At 63.2% G+C, this 2,014-nt stretch carries 1 protein-coding gene; it reads right to left on the bottom strand.

Features of this window, described 5'->3' with window-relative positions; translation table 11 throughout:
- Positions 1-580 precede the first annotated feature (580 nt).
- A complete protein-coding gene (locus G3N18_RS15675; protein WP_196385176.1) occupies positions 581-1,627 on the bottom strand; it encodes a hypothetical protein in 1,047 nt (348 codons plus the stop codon).
- Between the last annotated feature and the right edge of the window lie 387 nt (positions 1,628-2,014).

Genomic DNA, 2,014 nt, shown 5'->3' with positions numbered 1-2,014 from the left:
AACTGGATGAAAGCCCTCGAGCAACTCTCGATCGTCTACCCCGAGCGCATCAACCGCTACCTCTAACACCCCGAGGCAAGGCCCACTTACACACACAACTTGACAAGCTCGCAGCCGAGTGTATGCACCTTGATGACGTCGTGTATGTCCGAGACGTCGAGACGGACCTGTGGTGGACCCGAGACCACGCGCACCACGCGGGCGCGGTATTCAAGACCTACCAGCTGAAGGGGAATACTCTGACGTGGGTCAACGATCACAATGCCGACGGAAGCGAGTACGTGGGCAAGAACAAGGGCGAAGACACAAGGGAGCTATCCACTACCGGGGCGTACTCGTGCCACCACTTGGATAGCCACCTCTGAAAGAGAGCTCTTGATTTTGGTACTCCCAAGACTGAAGTAGCGACAGACGGCGTGCCGGCCGACCCGCTCAGGGTGCACGAAAGCTTCAATCCGAAATGGTCCGCATAGGCTGGTGCAGTCCAAGACAGCTCTGGGAACAGTCCAGGAGACCACGTCAGGTTGACTCGCGACGGGATGCGTTGCTGATCGCCTGACACGGCGGCCGCGCGCGAGACTTAGCCAGGCGCCTCAGTTGCGGCGGGGGTCGAAAAGACCTCATCGCCGTTCTCCGCCGCGTAGGCGGGCCAGAGGGGGTTAGCCTGCGCGAGATCGCGGAACGCGCGCGCGAGTTCGATCTGCTCCTCGATCACCAGACGGCCGCGGCGGGCATCAGTCCAGTCGTCGTCACTGAGCCGTTCGCTGATGATGAGAGGGATGTATCGGTACGCGAACGCGTGCACGAGATGCAACCTCTTCTGCGTGTTGTCGTAGACGCCGGCTCGGATGTGGCTCGGGGTAGTGAGAATCTTGAACTGCGACTCGCGCCAAATGCGTGCGGTGAGCTGATCGAAGGTGCCATCGTCGTTAGGCGCACCAAGAGTAACGACGGCGGGGCCGAGCGTCGATTCGGTCGCCACGGCAGTAAGGAACGAGATCCGGGAGAGGTCCACGGCGCCGGCGAGGTGACCGCTCCTGCGCGTGGTCACTCTGCGGCCACTGGTGTTCTCGCCGGTGGTCAGAGACTGGACGGTATTCACGACGACGCCCCCGGACAGCGGCTCTCTCCGATCCGCCTTGCTCGTGAGCCACAGGTAGATGTCGTCGTGAATGATGCGCAGGGGTGAGTCATCGCTGAGTTCCGGACGCACCTCGTCTTCAGTGATCATCAGCGACGTCAGCGAACGCGCTGCATCTCCCTTCGCCGGGTCGATGAGGTTTGCGTTGTGCGAGGACCACAGTACGAGGTAGCGGTTGTCGTGCACGCTGATGAGGACGTCGACGGCGTCGAGAAACCAACCTTGACTCACCCCGTCGTTGAGCTTCCGCTGCTCCCAGAAGTAGTAGCGTGCTGCGAGCCGTTCCGGAGCGAAGCCCTCGGCGGGGAGGATCTGTGGAGCCGCCGTGGGGGGAACGCCGTTCTGCGCGTTGAGGTTCGAGGATGCGTCTTCACTGCTGCGCCAGCCCGCGATGCGGCCGTCCGTCTGAGGAGGTCGTGCGCTGAGCGCGTCCCGAATCTGGGTCAACGTCAGCGCGCACGTCAACGTCTGAGCCGTGACGGACACCTGCGCTCCGGTAAATGTCGGCAACTCAACTCCAACGCTCGACGATTGCTGTGGCCTTCGAGTCCACGGATATGAGCTTGGCACACAGCTTCGAGACTGCCGACGTCCCCACCGCTGTGTGTCTGAGGCGAGCGCGCCGCGGTGACGACGTGCGCTCGGTGAGGCCGTCGAACCGGAACTGCCCGGCGCACCAGACTGTCTCGGCCACGGGGACCGGCGGCATTAGTCGGAGCTCCGCAGAGCACCGCGGGCCACTTCGCGCGCGGGACTCATTATCGGCTCTTCGGACTTTAGGTGGGGGTGGGTGATGTGCGGGGCCGCGTGGTGACGGGGTGGGGCGGGTCGAGGCCCCGAGGATCGGTAGCGACCAAGCTTCCTTTCCGTTCG

The organism is Microbacterium paulum, assembly GCF_015707995.1.
Taxonomy (GTDB): Bacteria; Actinomycetota; Actinomycetes; order Actinomycetales; family Microbacteriaceae; genus Microbacterium; species Microbacterium paulum.
This window is presented reverse-complemented; position numbering and strand designations above follow the sequence as displayed.